At 67.7% G+C, this 18,102-nt stretch carries 14 protein-coding genes; 10 read left to right on the top strand and 4 right to left on the bottom strand.

Annotated features, from left to right (window positions below; genetic code table 11):
- The first annotated feature begins 119 nt into the window (after nt 1-119).
- Nucleotides 120-4,250: a LamG-like jellyroll fold domain-containing protein gene (locus AB0J64_RS46735; RefSeq protein WP_364042584.1), complete on the top strand. Its 4,131-nt coding sequence runs from the start codon at nt 120-122 to the stop codon at nt 4,248-4,250.
- A 510-nt stretch (nt 4,251-4,760) separates the two neighbouring features.
- Nucleotides 4,761-4,937 (top strand): hypothetical protein, encoded by a 177-nt coding sequence (locus AB0J64_RS46730; protein ID WP_364042582.1) that lies wholly within the window; start codon nt 4,761-4,763, stop codon nt 4,935-4,937.
- Nucleotides 4,938-5,103: 166 nt separating this feature from the next.
- Here AB0J64_RS46730 and AB0J64_RS46725 read toward each other — a convergent pair whose 3' ends face one another.
- Both AB0J64_RS46725 and AB0J64_RS46720 read right to left on the bottom strand, forming a co-directional pair.
- Entirely contained in the window at nt 5,104-5,313 is a 210-nt protein-coding gene (locus AB0J64_RS46725) for a DUF397 domain-containing protein (protein ID WP_364042580.1), read from the bottom strand.
- A gap of 18 nt (nt 5,314-5,331) precedes the next feature.
- Entirely contained in the window at nt 5,332-5,964 is a 633-nt protein-coding gene (locus tag AB0J64_RS46720; RefSeq protein ID WP_364042578.1) for a DUF5753 domain-containing protein, read from the bottom strand.
- Nucleotides 5,965-6,417: 453 nt separating this feature from the next.
- Between AB0J64_RS46720 and AB0J64_RS46715 the strand changes: the two genes are divergently transcribed.
- The 8 genes from AB0J64_RS46715 to AB0J64_RS46680 all read left to right on the top strand — a co-directional run bounded on the left by AB0J64_RS46715 (nt 6,418) and on the right by AB0J64_RS46680 (nt 15,427).
- Entirely contained in the window at nt 6,418-7,419 is a 1,002-nt protein-coding gene (locus AB0J64_RS46715) for a LacI family DNA-binding transcriptional regulator (protein ID WP_364042576.1), read from the top strand.
- A 24-nt stretch (nt 7,420-7,443) separates the two neighbouring features.
- Nucleotides 7,444-8,802 carry a sulfatase-like hydrolase/transferase gene (locus AB0J64_RS46710; protein WP_364042574.1) on the top strand — a complete coding sequence of 453 codons (1,359 nt, stop codon included), beginning with the start codon at nt 7,444-7,446 and terminating at the stop codon, nt 8,800-8,802.
- Nucleotides 8,803-8,926: 124 nt separating this feature from the next.
- Nucleotides 8,927-10,513 (top strand): sulfatase, encoded by a 1,587-nt coding sequence (locus tag AB0J64_RS46705; RefSeq protein WP_364042572.1) that lies wholly within the window; start codon nt 8,927-8,929, stop codon nt 10,511-10,513.
- 48 nt (nt 10,514-10,561) lie between these two features.
- The gene (locus AB0J64_RS46700; RefSeq protein WP_364042570.1) at nt 10,562-11,287 is read left to right on the top strand and encodes a TetR/AcrR family transcriptional regulator; all 726 of its coding nucleotides are present in this window, start codon (nt 10,562-10,564) and stop codon (nt 11,285-11,287) included.
- Between the two features lie 88 nt (nt 11,288-11,375).
- Nucleotides 11,376-12,629, top strand: coding sequence for a lamin tail domain-containing protein (locus AB0J64_RS46695; protein ID WP_364042568.1), 1,254 nt, complete (start codon nt 11,376-11,378; stop codon nt 12,627-12,629).
- Nucleotides 12,630-12,735: 106 nt separating this feature from the next.
- The gene (locus tag AB0J64_RS46690) at nt 12,736-13,656 is read left to right on the top strand and encodes a 2-dehydropantoate 2-reductase N-terminal domain-containing protein (RefSeq protein WP_364042566.1); all 921 of its coding nucleotides are present in this window, start codon (nt 12,736-12,738) and stop codon (nt 13,654-13,656) included.
- On the top strand, nt 13,653-14,012 hold the full coding sequence (locus AB0J64_RS46685) for a metalloregulator ArsR/SmtB family transcription factor (protein ID WP_364042564.1): 360 nt from the start codon (nt 13,653-13,655) through the stop codon (nt 14,010-14,012). The genes AB0J64_RS46690 and AB0J64_RS46685 overlap by 4 nt, the downstream gene beginning before the upstream one ends.
- 92 nt (nt 14,013-14,104) lie before the next feature.
- Nucleotides 14,105-15,427: a glycoside hydrolase gene (locus AB0J64_RS46680; RefSeq protein ID WP_364042562.1), complete on the top strand. Its 1,323-nt coding sequence runs from the start codon at nt 14,105-14,107 to the stop codon at nt 15,425-15,427.
- 62 nt (nt 15,428-15,489) lie between these two features.
- Here the strand turns inward: AB0J64_RS46680 and AB0J64_RS46675 are convergent, their stop codons facing one another.
- Together AB0J64_RS46675 and AB0J64_RS46670 are read right to left on the bottom strand one after the other, a co-directional pair.
- Nucleotides 15,490-16,590, bottom strand: a complete 1,101-nt coding sequence (locus tag AB0J64_RS46675) for a 5-methyltetrahydropteroyltriglutamate--homocysteine S-methyltransferase (RefSeq protein ID WP_364042560.1) — start codon at nt 16,588-16,590, stop codon at nt 15,490-15,492.
- Nucleotides 16,591-16,596: 6 nt separating this feature from the next.
- The gene (locus AB0J64_RS46670; RefSeq protein ID WP_364042558.1) at nt 16,597-18,081 is read right to left on the bottom strand and encodes a long-chain fatty acid--CoA ligase; all 1,485 of its coding nucleotides are present in this window, start codon (nt 18,079-18,081) and stop codon (nt 16,597-16,599) included.
- Between the last annotated feature and the right edge of the window lie 21 nt (nt 18,082-18,102).

The following is an 18,102-nucleotide window of genomic DNA, read 5'->3' as shown; positions in this document are numbered from 1 at the left end:
GGCCCACTGAGCTACCGCGCCCGGAAGTCAGCGGCAACGTCGCCCGGTACGTCGACGCGGCGGGCAAGGGCGCAGACCTGGTGGTCACCGCCTTACCCACCGGATTCCAGCATGACGTCGTGCTGCGCGAGCGCCCTGCAGGCCCGCTGGAGTTCCGTTTCCCGGTAGAGACCACGGGTGTCGAACTCGGCCTGACCAAGTCCGGCGGACTGTCACTGACCAGCCCAAAGGGCAAGGCGGTTATGTCAGCTCCGACGCCGCGGATGTGGGACAGCATCGATCCGGCCGCTGGCGGCCCGCGCCGCGAAACCAAGGTCAAGACCTTGATAGAGAAGGCCGGCAACCAGACCGTGCTGGTACTCAAGCCGGACACCGAATGGCTGGCCGCTCCGGACACACGCTATCCCGTCACGGTCGACCCCACGACCACGCTGGGTATCACCCAGGAAACAACGGTTAGATCCCCAAATGGGGCGATGGGGCCTGGATACGTGGCCCGAGCGAACTACAAGAATTGCCCCACCCCAACCACGTGCGCCTACAGCGAATGGGCGACCCGCGCCCTGATGGCCTTCGACACCGCCCCCATTACCGGGCGCCAAGTGGTCAAGGCAACCATGCAGTTGAGCCTCAACGGCAACCGCCCCTCCTGCAGCGCCTTTCAGTCGGTCGTTGCGCACCGCATCACCCAGCCCTGGGTCGCCGATAAGACCTACTGGTCGAATCAGCCCGCCACTTCCGCTGAGGAGCGCTCCTCGGTCGATGCCTGCTCCCAGGTCCGGACGGATGGGGCAGTGTGGAGCTGGGATCTGACCGCGATGACCCAGGCGTGGGCGAGAGGCACGCCCAACTACGGGTTGACGCTTCGGCTCGGGTCTGAACTCCCGGTCCCTAAAGATCTCGGCGAGGACTTTTCGTTCTGGAACCTGCTGTGGGGTGGCCCTAGAGTCCCCAAGCTGAGCGTGGACTGGGTGCTCCCGCCGGAGATCCCCACCGTGACCGCCGAGTCGATCGACTCCATCAGCGGCAACGACGCCATCGCCCGCAGCACCAGCGTCAAGGTCACCTACAAGTCCAGCGTTCCCGAGGCGACCCCGCTCGACTACACCGTCACCGTCAACGACTCCACCATGCCCCCTCCCCCCGTCCAGCTCCCCACGGGCGAGACAGCGGCGTGGAAACTTGACGAGACCTCGGGGAACACCGCCACCGACTCATCCGGCAACGGGCTGAACGGAACTCTGACCGGAACCTACAGCCGCATCCCCGGCCAACTCGGAGGAGCGGTCTCGCTCTCCCCAGGTGCCGTCATCAGTGCCGGCAAGCCGGTCATCAACACCAATCAGAGCTATACCGTGGCAACCTGGGTACGGCTGAACAGCAGCACCAGCGATCAAGCCGTCCTGTCCCAGATGGGTGTCAACTGGCCCGCTTTCACGCTGTCCTACGATGTCTCTGACTCGGCGCAGTTCGATCGGCGCTGGAACTTCTCCGTGCTCAGGCAGGACGTCCCGGACCGTATCAGTGAATTCGGGATGCAGTCCGAAAAGCTTGCCAAGATCGGCCAGTGGACGCACCTGGCGGTGCAACATGACCAGACCACCCACAAGTTCCGACTATATGTAGACGGCGAAATGGTCGCTGAACGCGACTACGTCATGGATTGGAACGCCAGAGGCGCCTTCGAAGTAGGCCGAGGTCTCGTCGTCGGCAACCGACGGACCCTCGACGGCGCAGTCGACGACCTCCGCGTCTATCAGCGACCATTAACCGGCCAGGAGATCCGCGCGCTCGCGGTCTCGCCTAACACCACCACGCACACCGGCATTCCATCTGGCCGGGTCATCGACAAGACCTTCGCGATGGACAACCCGGCCAGCTTCAAATTCGTCGTCAAGGCGTGCCGCACCGGCGTGACCCCACCTTCCTGCAACGAGAGCCCGGCGTACCGGATCAGCTCCGACGCGCCGATGCTCCCAACGGACACCGAGACAGGCATGGCCGACCCTGCGCAGCCGATCTTGTCCGGCATGGTCAACCGCCCCTCCGGCGGCCCCGTCATCGCCAAGTACTACCTATACAACGGCAGCGGAGCCCCAGTGGGATCCGCACCCCTTGGCGCCCGCAGCGTCAATGGCGGCGAGCGTGCATCTTTCCAACTCCCCGCTAACACCGTCCAGCCAGGCACCACTTACACATGGCAGATGGTTGCCTGTGCCAGCGGCGAAACAGCAGCCGACGAGGTCTGCACCTCCAAGACCGCGCCAGTCTCCTTCACCACGCCCGGCACACCCCCGCCGCCCCCCGTCGAGGACGTCCGGAACCTGACGCTGGCCAAGGACAGCTTCGTCATCAAGACCGCCAGGACCAATCCAACTGCCTGCAATGGCGCGCCCTGCACCGTCATCGATGACAACGTCATGCGGATCGGTGGCACTGGTACCGAGAAGACCGCCGCGGTTATCGGTTTCAAATTGGACGAGCTTCCCGACGGCGCGGGCGTCTCGGAGGGCATCCTCAAACTTGGCACCCCGGTCTGCTCGGCAGGCAGTTGCCCGAGCGACGCTGTCATCACTGCTGCCCCGCTCAAGAGCTCAGTCACTTCTGAGTCGAAGGGCTCAGAGCTCGGAGGTGACGCTGAAACCGGCACGACTCCCTACGCACTGCCAGTCACTGCCCCGCAGGCAGACATCGCCGGGAGCGAATACCAGTGGCTGCTACTCACGTCCAACAAGGACGACGTGATTACATTCGCTGACCCAGCAGCGGCCGAACAACCGTCGTTGGCTCTCACCTACCTTCCCGCTGGGCCGCCCAGCAAGGTGCTCAACCTGTCCGCACACGGCGGCGACGCCAGCGCGACGGCCAGTTGGGGTCTTCCGGAAAGTAGCGGCAGCGTGGCCATGCTTGACGGCTATGACGTCGAAGTCACCGATAGCGGCGGCACGGTCGTGAAGACTCTGGAAGTTGCGGACCCGTGGGCAGCCATCAGTGGCCTGACCAACGACATCACCTACACGATCAAAGTCCGCGCCAAGACCAGCTATGGAGTAAGTGCCTGGGAGACCACCACCGCCACTACCAAGGCGGCCCCGCCGCCTAGCACAGGTGGTGGATCCTCATGTGTTCTCGAAGCCGGTTCTCCTGCTAAAGCCACGACGGCAACAGGGTCTGGCACCCAAGCGTACATTGACCGCATCAAAGCCTACTATCAGGCTCAGGACGCCGTTCTGGAAGGCCGCGCCAACACTATCTGGGATGCGCCGGGCGTTACCCCTCAGGCGCCGAGCACGGCCAAGCTGTCGCTTCTGAATGCGGAGCTCGTCAAGCAGCGAGACGAGAAGCAGTCGGCTGGCACCACACGCACCGGTTCGGCTGTGCAATTGACTGACCCAGCGGTACTGGCCTTACCAGACGGAACCGTCCGCGTTACGACTACTGTAGAGCGGACCTGGACAGAGTCCGGTGGGTCCTCAACCAGCATGGCCAAGACCCGGGCCGCTACGAGTGCCGGAACGGTGGAAGGCAGTGCCTTCACAGTCTCCGTGTTCGTCTTCGATCGTTGCGGCAATATCACCATCATCGAAGCGGCCGTCGACTCGAACTGCGACCCCTCGGACAGCGTCGACGACGATAGCGAGGGGTGGACGGGCGGCTGCTCGATCTCGGGAAGCGGTGCCCTGAAGTTGGCTGCGTCTGAGTGCGAAGGTTCGGTGACCATCGCGGGCTGTGACTCGGACACGGAACTAGTCAAGGGAATACGCCTGCGTGTCTGCTACCGATCTGCATGGATCATCCATCCGAATACCGGCCCAGTGGATAAATGGATAATCAGCAGAATGCAGGCCGTCGGGAAGATAGTCGTGGTGGGCAACTCTGCTGCCACCAAGAAGAAATACGACTATCTTCTCAAGCATTCTCAAATCACTATCCAAACGGCGGGATGCGCCCGGAAGATCGGTGCTTCCGTTACGTGGGGCTGGGGCGTTAGAGCTACAACGGGCGGCCTCGCCGACGGGGACGACTGCAGCCAGGACGAATTTCAGGCCGGCGAGGGCCAGGCAGCCAATTACGAGGACGAAGACATCGTGATGGACTGCACCACGTGGACCTGCGTCTCAATCAAGGCGTATAAGCATAAAGTGAGAGCCAAGGCGATCGTCGCTTATAGCAAGACTGATAAGCGGCAAAAGTCCAATCGCGCCGAATCAGACTGGCGCTCATACAAGGGTGGATACAACATAGTTTGACCCCAGCTCGATTGCGGTCAGGTCAAATAGCCATGAAAGGGCTTGAGTAATATGGCACTCAAGCCCTTGCATGCCTCCAGCAGGGAGCTCCCTAAATTTGTCCGCATGAGACATATTTAGGGCATGTTTAGGTAGAGTATTAGCGGGCCAAAGTGATTCCAAAGAGTTGATGAAATACATGAGGCCAGCGGGCTGTTATGCGGCTGGGATACCTCGAGACCAAACAAGGAATCCTGTATGCGATAGGTCGCCTCGACCTCAATGTGCGATTGTGCACTGCAAAGTGTGGCCGCGGCACCGCGTTGAGCGAGGAGAGCAGGCAGCCGACTGCAGGGAAGGCCAGATACTTGTCCGTCGAAGCTAATAACGAGGTCGTACTGCTGTCGTGAAGTCATAATGCCACCGAGGGGATGGTCATCAACTTCACAAAGTCTCATCAGTTTAGTATGCTCATGACCCGTGTACGGACGAAACATATTCTTAGCAGCTGGGACCGCAACCCTCTTTTACGTGATCGTTGGATCATTAGAGGCTGGCGACACCGATATGGGCAGATTTGTAGCCCTGGCGTTGGTCGGCGTCGGGTTCATGGGCGGTGCGATAGCGATGGCGATTGGCGTGCGCAAGCAGAGCCCGCTGGTTCCGGAAGATATTGAGGCTCGACATGATGGAGGTATCGCCCCATGACCCCAGGAGTGAAGGTGGTGAAGTAACCTCGGCTGCCGACTCTTGCTCGCGCCCTGACCCGCCCCGCAAGCAGTCGATCCCGCGTATCAAGCCCGTCACCCGAGGCCCGAACAAGACCCGCGACCTCTTTCCGCTACAGGCTTGACACGTCAACTCCTATAGGGAATCAGCCGAAAAAGTCGAACTCTCCAGCATGCACTCCGGCCAGGAAAGCCTGCCACTCCGCCTTGGTATAGATGATCATCCCGCCCCGAAGCTTGCTGTGTCGAACGGCTACACGGCCGGATCCGTCATTGAGCGGGCCAGCCTCTACGCAGTTCCCACCGCCATCCGCACTGAAGCTACTGACGTGCCAGGCGATTTCGGGGCTCGTCATGATCGAATGGCTCCATCCCTAGGTGTCAGAGAGGTTCTCCGCGACCGCCGCGATCAGCTCCAGCGACTCCTTGGCGCTGAGCGAGTCGCAGCGAATACGGTCATATTTCAGCTTAAGCCTGTTAGCTGCCTCGCCTTCAACGTAGATCGAGCCCGCGGGAGTCGGGACGTACGCGACAGCCGGATAAGGCTTGGGGAGCTGGAAGATGCGGAAGGCGCCGTCGGGGCTGGCATGTGCCCCGGCGGTGAGTGGGAGAACCCGGATCTCGACGTTGGGTGTGGAGGCGTACTTTGTGAGCTGGCCCAGCTGACCATGCATGACCTCGGGCCCGCCAATGGGGCGGTGTAGAACGGACTCGTCCAGGATCGTGGAGAAGAGAGACCCGTCGTCAGCCAGGATTTCCTGCCTGGTCCGGCGAAACTCGATCCAGCGGCTGACCTGCTCGTCCGACGCGTCCGTGTCCTCCGCCCGGATGACGGCTTCCATGTAGTCCCGCGTCTGGAGAAGGCCGGGGATCACGAACGCGTCGAAGGAGCTGATCTTCTCGGCGCGGGTTTCCAGCCAGGCGTAGTCCACGATGCCGAGTGACACGTCGCCCGAGTAGTCGTCCCACCAGCCGTTCTGCCATACGTCGCGGCTCAGGCGGACCATGCCTTCACGCTCGTGTGGCGCGGTAACGCCGTACAGGTCGAGGAGGGCGATGACGTCAGGGGTGCGGGCAGGGTAGAGGCCGGCCTCGAAGCGGCTGACCGTGGAGCCGTGGCCACACGTGTGAGTGCATGGCCGTGATCTACGAGCTCTGTCAGGCCGGTGGGCTCATGTTCATCCGCCGCGTCGTCCGCTCGGAGGCTGGAGAGGAGACGCATGAAACCGCATGGTTCCCATGCGCCCGTACAAGGCGGCTCTGGAGCCTTCTCCTGGAAGGGCTTGTTGGGTAGTTCATCGCCATCGGCCACGCCCGCGCGCCTCCGGGAGCGCCCTAGGGAAAACCCGAGGCGACGGGGTTGATCCGGCACACGTCTGAAGACTACGGTGTTAAACGATTAACACGAGGGAGCCAGCAAGGTGGCCCTTCCTCATCTGACGGTGGGTTATTCGATTAACATGAGGCCGACAGCGCGACAAGTGGCCGAGCTGGCGAACGTGTCGGTGGCGACCGTCTCCTACGTGCTCAGCGGCCGGGACCGCCCCGTCGCCGCCGAGACGAGGCAGCGGGTGCTGGAGGCGGCCAGACAGCTCGGCTACACCCCCGACCAGGCCGCCAGGAGCCTGCGCAAGCGCCGCACCCAGCGGGTCTGCCTGGTGCTGAGCTCGCTCGGCGGCGTGCCGAGCGACGAGCGCCTGGCCACCGACCTGCACGAGATGGCCGACGCCCGCGGCTACTCCGTGGTGACGCTCGCCGTCTACTCCGAGGCCCGCGCGAAGGCCGCCATCGACGTGCTGCGCGGTGGGATCGCCGACGGCGCGCTGGTGAACGTCGAGGGCGACCACCTCACCCGCGAGCTGCTCACCGGGCTCACCGCCACGGGGCTGCCGATGGTGGTGCTGAGCAACGAGAGCGGGCTCGAGGGCTGCGACGTCGTACGCACCCCCGAGGCGGAGGCGTGCGCGGAAGCGGTCGAGCACCTGCTGACCGAGGGCAGGCGGCGCATCGCGTTCCTGGCGCACCGCCACGAGCTCTACCGCGACAGGCCCGCCGGACGCCTGCTCGGCTACATCTCGGCCCTGGACCGGCACGGCGTGAGCGAGCGGATCATCACCTCGGGCGCGGACGACCGCGTGGCGGCCTACGAGACCACCGCCGAGCTGCTGCGCTCGCCCGACCGCCCCGACGCGATCTTCGCGGCCTCGGACAGGGCGGCCATCAGCGCGATCTGGGCCGCCAGGGACGCCGGGCTGAGCGTGCCCGGCGACGTCGCGATCGTCGGCGTCGGCAACATCGACGAGGGTCTCATCAGCAATCCGCAGCTCAGCACCGTCGGCCCGCGCAGGCACGACTACACCGACGTCGTACGCCTGCTCTTCGACCGCCTCCAGGCCGAGCAGCCGCCGCCCGCCCGCGAGATCGTCCGCCCCTGGACCTTCCTTCAGCGGGGCTCTTCGTAGTTCACAACAGTTGGAGTTGTCTTCTTGCGTCCGAACGTGATCGTGTTCTTCACCGACCAGCAGCGGTGGGACACCGTCGGCCCCTTCACCCCCAACCTCGACCGGATGGCCCGGCACGGCACGCAGGCCACGGTCGCGCTCACCCCGCAGCCGGTCTGCGCGCCAGCCCGCGCCGCCCTGCAGACGGGCCGCTACCCGACCACGACCGGTGTCCACCGCAACGGTCTCGTCCTGCCGCCGGAGGAGCGCACGCTGGCGCACCACTTCGGCGCGGCCGGCTACGCCACCGGCTACATCGGCAAGTGGCACCTGGGCGGCGGCGAGCCCGTGCCCGCCGGCCGGCGGGGCGGCTATCAGTCGTGGCTGGCGGCCAACGCACTCGAGCACACGTCGGACGCGTACCGCACGATCGTGTACGACGACGCGGACGACCCCGTGTTCCTGCCCGGCTACCGCTCGGACGCCCTCGTGGACGCGGCCGTCCGGTTCGTCGCCGACCACCACGACGAGCCGTTCTTCCTCTTCCTGTCCTTCCTGGAGCCGCACCACCAGAACGAGGTCGACAACTACCCGGCGCCCGACGGGTACGAGGAGCGTCATCAGGGCCGCTGGATGCCCCCGGACCTGGCCGCGCTCGGCGGCACGGCCCATCAGCACATGGGCGGTTACCTGGGGCAGGTCAAGCGCCTGGACGAGGGGCTCGGGCGGCTGCTCGACGCGCTGCGCAGCATGGACCTGCTGGACGACACAATCGTGGCGTACACCTCGGACCACGGCAACCACTTCAAGACCCGCAACGGCGAGTACAAGCGCTCCTGCCACGACGCCTCGCTCCGCGTGCCCCTGGCCCTGCGCGGCCCCGGCTTCGACGGCGGCGGCGCCGTCACCCGCCCGGTCAGCACGCTGGATCTGCCGCCCACGCTCCTGGAGGCCGCGGGGCTGCCGGTCCCCGATGCGATGCAGGGGCGCTCGTTCCTGCCGCTGGTGCGCGACGCGCGCGCCGACTGGCCGGAGGAGGTGTTCTTCCAGGTCAGCGAGTCGGAGGTGGGGCGCGGGATCCGTACGTCGCGGTGGAAGTACTACGCGGTCGCCGAGGACGCCCACCCGTGGGACGACCCGGCCGCTCCCGTCTATCGCGAGCAGGCGCTGTACGACCTGGAGAACGACCCGCACGAGCTGGTCAACCTGGCGGGTTTCCCGTCGCACGCCGAGGTGGCGGCCCGGCTGCGGGAGCGGCTCGTACGCAGGATCGCCGAGGCGGAAGGGGCCGAGCCGGCGATCGAGCCGGCCGTCGAGCGCCCCGCGCCGCCCCAGGCCATGACCGACCCGGAGGTGCGGCTCCGCGGCCCCAAGCAGGCCCGCTTCGGCCACCAGAACACGTGACCGGCACGTTGGGCTCGCTTGCCAGGAAACCTTCAGGACCAATCGGTTGATCAGTCCCATTAAGCGCGATTAGCCTGCATTTCACTCTCACCTCCCAGCGTTGCAAAGAAGGCGGTCAATGGTGATGACCCCACATATCCGCAGAGCCTTAGCGGTGGCCTCCGCGCTCGTGCTCAGCCTGAGCCTGGTTTCGCACGCGGGCGCGGGGGCGGTCGCGGCCGCCAAGCCCCAGCGACCGAACATCATCTTCTTCCTCGTCGACGACATGTCCGCCGACCTGCTCCCGTACATGGACACCGTGCGCGGCCTGGCCGACGACGGCACGACGTTCAGCAACTACTACGTCTCCAACTCGCTGTGCTGCCCGTCGCGGGCCTCGATGTTCACCGGCCAGTTCCCGCACAACACCGGCGTGGCCACGAACAAGGGCTCCGACCGCGGCGGCTACACGGCGTTCGCGCCGCACGAGTCCAGGACGTACGCCGTCTCGCTGGAGCAGGCCGGATATCGCACCGGCTACCTCGGCAAGTACATCAACGAGTACCCGGTGGCGGACGCCGGCTACCACGTGCCGCCCGGCTGGGACGAGTGGCACGTGGCGGCCGGCGGCGGCTACAGCGAGTTCAAGTACCAGCTCACCCGCTACGTCAAGGGTGAGACGCCCCGCCTGGACGCCTCCGACGGCACGTACCTGGTGGACGAGCTCGGCCGGCGGGCCACGGACTTCATCGCGCGCTCGCGCGAGCGCGCTCCTGGCAGGCCCTTCTTCCTGCAGGTCTCGCCGTTCGCGCCGCACTCCAGGATCGGCGCCAAGCCGGGCGACAAGGAGCCGCTCTTCCCGCCCGCGCGCCGCGACCGTCCCAAGACGCAGTTCCCGGCCGGGGAGTTCCCGCACGGCGACTGCGGCGGGCCGGACTGCAACGACATCGACGTGAGCACGCTGCCCGCTTTCAACGAGGACACCGCCGACAAGCCCTCCTGGGTACGCCGCGAGCCGCTCGCCCCCGCGCTGGTCAAGCAGCTGCGCAAGGACTTCCGCGACCGGATCCGCATGGTGCAGTCGGTGGACGACATGGTGGAGCGCGTCCTCGGCACGCTGACGGAGGCCGAGAAGCGCAACACGTACGTGGTGTTCACCAGCGACAACGGCTTCCACCTCGGCCAGCACCGCCTCGTGCGCGGCAAGACCACCGCCTACGACCACGACGTACGGGTGCCGCTGCTGGTCAAACGGCCTACGGCGGGCCGGCACGGCGACCTGGCGACCGGCGCCATCGCCCAGAACGTCGACCTGTTCGCGACCTTCCTCGACATGGCCGGGGTCGACGCCGCCACCCGTGACAGCCGCGACGGGCGCAGTCTGCTGCCGCTCATCCAGGGCCGCAAGGTGCAGGACTGGCGGAAGGCGGCGCTGATCGAGCACGTCAAGCCCAACCCGGCCGCACCGGGCGAGCCGGACCCCGACGCCGAGCCCCTCCAGGCGGGGAACTCGCAGCCGCCCAGCTACGCGGCGGTACGCACCGCCGGGGAGCTGTACGTCGAGTACGAGGGCATGGCCGAGCCCGAGTACTACGACACGGTGGCGGATCCGGGCCAGGAGTCCAACGACCCCGGCAACGCCAGGACCGCCGACCTGGACAAGGCCCTCGACGCGCTGGCGAGGTGCGGGAAGCCCGGCGCGCCAGACTGCTGGACCGCGGCCCGGCTCTGACCGGTTCGGTGTACGCATATGCGTACGATGTGCGCTATGATAGGTGTCATGCCGTCGAACGAACAGCCCATCCCCTCGGTATGGGCAAGACCGCGCCGTGGGCGTGAGCAGCCCGCGCTGAGCCGCGAGCAGATCGTGGCCGAGGCCGTCCGGCTGCTCGACGAGGAGGGCATCGACGCCCTGAGCATGCGCCGCCTGGGCAGCAGGCTCAACGCCGGGGCCACCTCGCTCTACCGCCACGTCGCCAACAAGGACGAGCTGTTCGAGCTCGCCGTGGACGAGGTCTACGGCGAGCTGCCCCTGCCGGAGCAGGCCGACGCCGCCGGGTGGCGGGCGAGCATCGAGCAGGTGGCCCGCAGCCTGCGCGCCACGATCCTGCGCCATCCCTGGATCGCCGCCAAGCTCGGCGAGGTCGGCCTGGCCTACCTCGGGCCAAACATGCTCCGGCAGACCGAGCACATGCTCGGCATCTTCGAAGCCGCCGGCTTCTCGCTCGACGAGGCCGACCAGGCGATGAACACGCTCGTCGCGTACGTGCTCGGCGTGTCCACCGGCGAGGCCGCGATGCTGTCCATGATCGCCCGCAGCGGCCAGACCCAGCAGGAGTGGGTGGAGCGCCTGTGGCCGGCGGCCGAGCGGGCCGTCCAGGACTACCCGCGCCTGCGCGCCCGCTACGCCGCGCAGCGGGACCAGGATGCGTCCACGTCCGACCAGGACAACTTCGAGTACGGCCTCCAGCGGGTCCTCGACGGCCTCCAGACCCGACTGGGCTGACCCAGCGTCGCACGGGTGTCACCGCGGGCCATGGACGCTGCCCTGATGGCGAGTTACGCTCCGCTCGCCACAAGATGGGGGGCAATCCATGAGTTACACGCTCTTACGCGGCAATTTCGTGATCCGGTACGCGGATCTCCCGCGACAGGGCCCCGAGCCCGACGGCGACACCGTGAAGTTCCTGCCCGACTCGCCCGCGCTGGTGGAAGGGCTGCCCAGGCGCTCCGGCCGGCCACCGAAGATCAACGGCCGCGGCGTCTCCGTACGCCTGGAGGCCATCGACGCTCTGGAGACCCACTTCGAGGAGACGCACCAGGAGCTCGCCGGGGCGAACGCGGCGCGGGACGAGCTGCTGCGCCTGCTCGGCTTCACCAACGTGCGTTACTGGGAGGACCTGCCGAACAAGGTGAAGTCCGCGGACCAGGACTCCATCCGCGGCCACGTGCTCACGAACGGGGTCGACGCGAACGGCCGGCTGATCGGGTTCGTCTACGCGGGCGACCATCCGGGGGCCGACGGGTCCTCGGTGTTCCTGGACCCGGCGCTCGCCGACGCGTCCGTGAACGGCACGCTGCTGGCCGCAGGGCTGGTCTATCCGGCGTTCTACGCGACGCTGCCCGCGGAGCTGCGTACGCACCTGGCGGAGGTGTCGCAGGCCGCCAGGCGCAAGGCCGCCGGCATCTGGCCCCGCTCCACCGCCGACCCGAACGGCGCCGCCGCCGTCACCGGCCTGGCGGACGCGGAACGCCTGGTGATGTGGCCGAAGCTGTTCCGCCGCATCGTGCCGTACCTGGCGGCCGGGTTCACGGACTTCGACGGCTTCGACGCCTGGCTGCGGGCGGACCCGGTCAACCGGGACGACGAGGTGTTCCTGCTGGGCAAGCTCGAACGCGGCAACCTGCACGACGTGATCAAGGGCGCCGGGCAGCAGATCCGGCTCACGGTCTGGCCCGAGGAGTTCTTCATCGCCCCGGACCCGGCCCAGCCGGGAACGTCCGTCAAGCCGCCGCTCGTCGCGGCCGGCGACCTTCTGATCATGGCGGCGCTCCCCGACCCGGCGGGCGCCGACCTCGGCCACGAGACGGTCACGCTGCTGAACCTCACCCCGGGCCCGATCGACCTCACGGGCTGGGCCCTGTCGGACGCCGCCGGCGGCCGCAAGGCGCTGACCGGCACCGTCGAGGGCGGGGCGGCGCTGAGGGTGACGCTGGACGGGGCCGTGCGCCTGGACAACCAAGGGGACACCATCATCCTGGTGGACCCGAAGGGCACCTCGATCGACCAGGTGACGTACAAGGCGGACCGGGTCAAGGCGGGCCGGACGATCGCCTTCGGCCGCTGACCCCACGGGCACCCGTCTTCGGGGCGGGTGCCCTCAGGCTCCTGCCCGGCCTCAACTTTCCGCACGGTCTATTTCGAAGAATTTAAATATTCTTTGGTATGGTGCGATGGTGAAGGTCTTGGTGGTGGGCGCTGGAGCGCTCGGGCAGGTGTTCGGGATGTGGCTGACGGCCGGCGGCGCTCAGGTGAGCTACCTGGTCAAGCCCGGCCGCGAGCGGTGGGCGGAGCACGGCGTGGTGCTGTATCGGCTGCGCCAGTGGGGGAAGCCCGCCGAGCAGCGGCTGGTGCCCTACGAGGTGGTCACCGAGCCGCCGGCGGGTCCGTGGGACATGGTGTGGCTGTGCGTCGACTCCACCGCACTGTCCGGCCCTTGGACGGCGGCGGTGAGCGCCGCGGCCGGATCGGCGACAGTCGTCACGATCAGCCAGGCTCCCCAGGACCAGGCCGCCCTCACCCGGTCCTGGCCGGCCGAGCAGATCGTTCGAGTGACGCCGACCGTACTCGCCTACCAGGCGCCGCTGACCGCAGAGGTGCCCAAGCCCGGCATCGCCTACTGGATGCCGCCCCTGTCCACGCTCGAGGTCCGCGGCGCCGAGCCGCGTACCCGGCAGGTCATCGCCGCACTTCGAGCGGGCGGCGTACGTGCCAGGGCGACACGACGGGCCGGTGGCGGCGACATCAGCGCCGCGCGGATGATGCCGTTCATCGCCGCACTGGAGAATGCGGGCTGGTCCGCCGCGGCCGCCCACCACGCGCGGGCGGCCGCGGCCGGCAGGGAGGCGGTCATGATCGCCGCCGCGCAGCACGGCAGGCGTGCCCCGCTCGCCGTGCCGGCCTGGGCCGCCGCGCTGGCCCTGCGCGTGCTGCCGCGGCTCGTCCCCTTCGACCTGGCCCGCTACCTTGAAGCGCACTTCACCAAGGTCAGCGCGCAGACGCGCCTGATGCTGGACGGCTGGATCGACAAGGGGGTGACCCTGGGCCTGCCCGTCACGCACCTCAGGGCGCTGCGCGCCGAGGTGTCAGAATGACCGGGCAGAGTGCGGCTCGGGAGGTCCTGCGCCTGTTCGCCGTGACCCGGCCACTGTTCACCGCCCTGGGTGACGAACGCCGACAGGAGATCATCGTCTTTCTGCTGGACGCCGGGGCTCCGCGCAGTGTCGGCGATATCGCCGCCCACCTGGGGCTGTCCCAGCCCGCCGTGTCGCACCACCTCAAGATCCTGCGTGACGCACGGCTGCTGACCGTGCGCCGCAGCGGCACGCAACGCCTGTACGAGCTCAACGCGGCCGACTACCCAGGGCTGCTGACGCCCCTGCGGGACCTCACCTCCACGATCATCGATTGCGCCACGGCACCGGTGGCTCCGCCTCTGACACCGTCATAGCGGGGTGGTTGACGGGAGGCAGTTCGCCCGCTTACGGTTCCGGCGATGTCGATGAAATATATCGATACATTGCCGAAACTTTCGGAGGCGTCATGCTAAGAGGAGTCGTCGCGGTCGCCCTGCTCGGCCTCCCCGCGGTGAACCCGTCCCAGCCACCGGCCGTCACCGTGAACGAGCACGTCAGGCACCAGGAGATCGACGGCTTCGGCATCTCCCAGGCGTTCCGGCGCAACGAGCTGCTCAAGGCCCTGTCCGAGTCCCAGCAGCGGGAGGTCCTCGACCTGTGGTTCGACCGCGAGAAGGGCGCCGGGCTGAGCATCCTGCGGCTCGGCATCGGCTCGTCCCCCGCCGGCAGCCCGTACGACCAGATGGTGTCGATCCAGCCCGAGGACCCGGGGGGCCCTGACGCCCCGCCCAAGTACGTCTGGGACGGCGACGACAACAGCCAGGTGTGGGTCGCCAAGGCGGCCAAGGCGTACGGGGTGAAGCGCTTCTACGCCGACGCCTGGAGCGCCCCCGGCTACATGAAGGACAACGGCACCGACACCAACGGCGGCACGCTGAAGCCGGAGTGGCAGCAGGCCTACGCCGACTACCTGGTGCAGTACACGAAGTTCTACGCCAGGGAAGGCGTCAGGATCACCGACCTCGGGTTCACGAACGAGCCCGACTGGACGACGTCGTACGCCTCGATGCGTTTCACCCCCGAGCAGGCCGCCCAGTTCGCCAAGGTGCTCGGGCCGGTCGCCAAGGGCGTGAACGTGGTCTGCTGCGACTCGTTCGGCTGGAACCAGAGCAAGGCGTACACGGCGGCGATCGAGGCCGACCCCGAGGCCCGCCGCTGGGTGAAGACCCACGCCGGGCACACGTACGCCAGCCCCGTGGACGCCCCGCTCCCGACGAGCCGGCGCACCTGGATGTCGGAGTGGAACCCCAGCGGCAGCACCTGGAACGAGAACTGGGACGACGGCAGCGGCTACGACGGCTTCACGATCGCGCAGGCCGTGCACGACGCGCTCACGCTCGGCAACGTCAGCGGCTACGTCTACTGGCTGGGCGGATCGCGGGGCGCGACCAGGGCGCTGCTGCAGATCGACGACACGGCGAAGACGTATCACGTGTCCAAGCGGCTGTGGGCGCTGGCGGCGTACAGCAGGTTCATCCGGCCGGGCGCGGTCCGGCTGGACGCGCAGGCGGCGGATCCGGCGCTGAAGGTCTCCGCGTTCCGCAACGCCGACGGCTCGCGGGTCATCGAGGTGCTCAACACCGGCACCGCGCCTGTCACGTGGGAGGGCGTGCGCGGGCGGGCGACCGCGTACCTCACGGACGGCGCCAACTCGCTCACCCCGTCCCCGGTGACGGGCCGCACGGTGACACTCCAGCCGCGGGCGCTCACCACGATCGTCATCCGCTGACGAACCGCGGGAGCCCGGGCAGGTGCCGGCCCGGGCTCCTGTCCACCGGCCCGCGGTAAGGGTCAGCCCCACACCTCCTGCGCCGTCTCGACGATCAGCCGGAGCTTGGCGAACTGCTCGTCGGCCGTGAGCTGGTTGCCCTCCACCGTGGACGAGAAGCCGCACTGCGGCGACAGGCAGAGCTGGTCGAGGTCGATGAACTTGGCGGCCTCGTCGATCCGCCGCTTGAGCGTGTCCTTCGACTCCAGCTCTCCCCGCTTGGTCGTGACCAGCCCCAGCACCACCATCTTCCCGGGCGGCACGAAGCGCAGCGGCTCGAAGCCCCCGGAGCGCTCGTCGTCGTACTCCAGGAAGAACCCGTCCACCTTCAGCTCGCTGAACAGCGCCTCGGCCACGAAGTCGTAACCGCCCGAGGCGGCCCAGGAGGAGCGGAAGTTCCCGCGGCACATGTGCGTGGTGATCGTCATCCCGGCGGGCTTGGCGGCGAGGGCGGCGTTGATCTGCTTGATGTAGCGCAGATGCATGCGCTCGGCGTCGTCGCCCCGGGAGGCCAGCTCCGCCCGCTGGGCCGGGTCGTTCAGGTACGCCAGGCTCGTGTCGTCGAACTGCAGATACGTGCACCCGAGCGCGCCGATCCTGCGCACCTGCTCGGCGTAGGCCGTGCTGAGGTCGCGCCAGAACTCCTCGACGTCGGGGTAGACCTTGGGGTCGATGGCCGCGGGCCCGCCCCGGTAGTGGACCATGCTCGGCGAGGGGATGGTCAGCTTCGGCACGGCCGTGCTCACCGTCTCACGCAGGAAGGTGAAGTCGTCGGCGAAGACGGGCTCGTTCAGCTTGATCCGGTCGTGCACGCGCAGCGCGGCCGGGGTGAACTCGATGTCGCCCCGCTCGTTGTGGAAGCGGACGGTGATGTGCTCGTCGGTGGCCTGGCCGATGCCGCCGAGCTGGTAGATGAAGTCCATGTGCCACGACGCCCGCCGGAACTCCCCGTCGGTCGCGCTCTGCAGCCCGATCTCCTCCTGTCTGCGTACCACCTCCCTGATGGCCTCGTCCTCGGCCTCCCGCAGCGCGTCGCCCGTGAGGGCCTCGCGGGCGGTGAGCAGCGTGGGCGGGCGGAGCAGGCTGCCGACGTGATCCGCGCGGAACGGCGGCGAGGTGCGCATTGACGATCATCTCCTGTGGTCGTGGAGGCCGGAACCGTAGAGCTCTCTGAGAGGGGCCTTGAGCAGCTTGCCTGCCGCGTTCTTGGGTAATTCGGCTACGAATTGCAGATATTTCGGGATTTTGAAACGAGCCAGGCGGCCGTCCAAGTACGTGAGCAGTTCCCCAGCCTCGACCGTCGAACCATCCCGCGTGACGACCAGGGCCTTGCCCACCTCGCCCCACTTCTCGTCCGGCACGCCGATCACCGCGCATTCGGCGACCGCCGCGTGTTCGTACAGCACGCTCTCCACCTCGGCGGGGTAGATGTTCTCGCCGCCGGAGATGATCACGTCCTTGAGCCGGTCGGAGATGCGCACGTAGCCGTCCTCGTCGGCGACGCCGACGTCCCCCGAGCGGAACCAGCCGTCCGCCGACAGCGCCTTCGCGGTCTCCTCCGGCCGCCTCCAGTAGCCGGGCGTGACGTTGGGACCCTGTACGTACACCTCCCCCGGCTCGCCGGGACCCGCGGCGGACCCGTCGGGCGCGACCAGGCGGACGTCGGAGAAGAAGCACGGCACCCCGGCCGAGCCCGCCTTGGCGATCGAGTGCTCGGCCCCGAGGAAGAGGGCGCCGGGGGCCGTCTCGGTCATGCCGTACCCCTGGAGGAACGTCAGTCCCCGATCCTGATAGAGCCGGATCAGCGGCTCGGGCACCGGCGCGCCCCCGCACAGCAGGTGCCGCAGGCTCGACAGATCGGCCTCCGCCCAGCGCGGCGACCGCGTGAGGAAGCCGAACATCGACGGCACCCCGAACATCACCGTCACCCGCTCCGCCTCGATCAGGTCGAACGTCCTGTCCACGTCGAACGAGGGCTCCAGGATGACCCGGCCGCCCTTGAGCACGGTGGGGACCAGCGTCTGGGCCAGCGCCGCGATGTGGAAGAGCGGCGCGCTGACCAGCGTGACCTCGTCGTGCGCGAGCGGCACGTCGACCAGCAGGTTGAAGGTGTTCCAGGTCAGGTTGGCGTGGGTGAGCATGGCGCCCTTGGGCCGCCCCGTCGTCCCGGACGTGTACATGATCAGGCACACGTCGTCCTGGCGCACCGGCTCGTCGATCGGTTCCGGCGAGCCGGAGGCGAGCAGTGCCTCGTAGTCCGTGATGTGGCGCCCCGGCAGCCCGTCGCCGTCCTGCTCCTCGCCCAGGATGAGGACCGAGGCCTGCGCGTCCTCCAGGATGAAGCGGAGCTCGGGCCTGGCCAGCCGGGCGTTCAGCGGGACGAAGACCGCCCCCAGCAGCCCCGCCGCGAAGAACGTCTCCACCAGCGCGGGCTGGTTGACCCCGAGGAAGGCGACCCGCTCGCCGCGCCCCACGTCCAGCGCGGACGCCAGCCGGTACGTCCGTTCGCGCAGCTCACGGTAGGTGCGATCACGTCCACGGTACGTCAGCGCCACCCGCTCGGGCGTCATGCGAGCCCTGCGTGCCGGCCACGAGCCAATCCCCTGATTCCGCATCGGCGCTCCTTGACGCTCAAG

Source organism: Nonomuraea sp. NPDC049695, from assembly GCF_040674955.1.
Lineage (GTDB): Bacteria > Actinomycetota > Actinomycetes > Streptosporangiales > Streptosporangiaceae > Nonomuraea > Nonomuraea helvata.
This window is presented reverse-complemented; position numbering and strand designations above follow the sequence as displayed.

Excerpts from the sequence above, each read along its gene's own strand:
- AB0J64_RS46670 (WP_364042558.1), bottom strand. The coding sequence starts at position 18,081 with ATGCGGAATCAGGGGATTGGCTCGTGGCCGGCACGCAGGGCTCGCATG.
- AB0J64_RS46680 (WP_364042562.1), top strand. The coding sequence starts at position 14,105 with ATGCTAAGAGGAGTCGTCGCGGTCGCCCTGCTCGGCCTCCCCGCGGTG.
- AB0J64_RS46695 (WP_364042568.1), top strand. The coding sequence starts at position 11,376 with ATGAGTTACACGCTCTTACGCGGCAATTTCGTGATCCGGTACGCGGAT.
- AB0J64_RS46675 (WP_364042560.1), bottom strand. The coding sequence starts at position 16,590 with ATGCGCACCTCGCCGCCGTTCCGCGCGGATCACGTCGGCAGCCTGCTC.
- AB0J64_RS46690 (WP_364042566.1), top strand. The coding sequence starts at position 12,736 with ATGGTGAAGGTCTTGGTGGTGGGCGCTGGAGCGCTCGGGCAGGTGTTC.
- AB0J64_RS46720 (WP_364042578.1), bottom strand. The coding sequence starts at position 5,964 with ATGGTCCGCCTGAGCCGCGACGTATGGCAGAACGGCTGGTGGGACGAC.
- AB0J64_RS46705 (WP_364042572.1), top strand. The coding sequence starts at position 8,927 with ATGACCCCACATATCCGCAGAGCCTTAGCGGTGGCCTCCGCGCTCGTG.
- AB0J64_RS46715 (WP_364042576.1), top strand. The coding sequence starts at position 6,418 with ATGAGGCCGACAGCGCGACAAGTGGCCGAGCTGGCGAACGTGTCGGTG.
- AB0J64_RS46725 (WP_364042580.1), bottom strand. The coding sequence starts at position 5,313 with ATGACGAGCCCCGAAATCGCCTGGCACGTCAGTAGCTTCAGTGCGGAT.
- AB0J64_RS46700 (WP_364042570.1), top strand. The coding sequence starts at position 10,562 with ATGCCGTCGAACGAACAGCCCATCCCCTCGGTATGGGCAAGACCGCGC.
- AB0J64_RS46685 (WP_364042564.1), top strand. The coding sequence starts at position 13,653 with ATGACCGGGCAGAGTGCGGCTCGGGAGGTCCTGCGCCTGTTCGCCGTG.